General features: G+C 40.6%; 1 protein-coding gene and 1 pseudogene. Both read left to right on the top strand.

Features of this window, described 5'->3' with window-relative positions:
• The coding region (locus ACRCJ0_RS16860; RefSeq protein WP_431391307.1) for an ABC transporter permease at nucleotides 1-453 on the top strand (453 nt) is incomplete at its 5' end.
• Between the two features lie 145 nt (nucleotides 454-598).
• Nucleotides 599-795: pseudogene (locus ACRCJ0_RS16855) on the top strand (phosphotransferase); the annotation flags it as partial.

Below are 795 nucleotides of genomic sequence, written 5' to 3'. Positions count from 1 at the left end.
ATCAACCGTGGGGACAATCCTTACGCTTACTTATACAGTCGGGCCTTTTGGCGGGCGAGTGATTATTTCCCACTTTGGGGCCGGATGACTTTAGTAGGGATTTTGTATTTGGTCTTTGTAACCAATAGTCACTGGTTGAACTTAGTGGTGATTTTATTGATTCAATACTTCAGCCATTTCCAAATTTTACCTATGGCTAAGAAAATCAACCAACATGTCTTATTGCAAGTCTACCCAATGGATCAAAGTTCACAGGTGACTGGCTTTAAACAGATGATGGCTCAACCAATTTGTACGCAAATTGTATTATTTGCTGTAACGAGTTTGCTTACCCACGACTGGATTTTTGCCGGTGCAGTGTTACTTTCTACCATTATACTAGGCTTATTCTTTCTTTATCTCTATTTACCGCGTTTTATCCGCAAGAAAGAAAAAAAGGTTAGAATACGCTAAGTCTGTTGACTAAGTCCTGTTTTCCAACTAAAATAACTAGTACTCAAGAAAAAAGGAGTAAGCATCTCAAGGGGGAGTCGCTGCTCACTTTTTTCATTTATACAGTAAGTTGATACTACTTGGGCAAAAGAGAGGAGGAAAGGTTTTGGAATACAAATTTGATCGCGAGTGGATTCTCGAACCCATTGGAGGGGATACTGGTCAAGCCTATGTTGGCTATAATGACGCCAACGATGAACGTGTATTTTTAAAACGTAATTCTTCACCCTTGTTAACCATCTTGTCGATGGAAGGCTTTGCGCCCAAGTTGAAATGGACCAAGCGTGAGTCTAGCGGGGACAT

Source organism: Aerococcus sp. L_32, from assembly GCF_050689315.1.
This window is presented reverse-complemented; position numbering and strand designations above follow the sequence as displayed.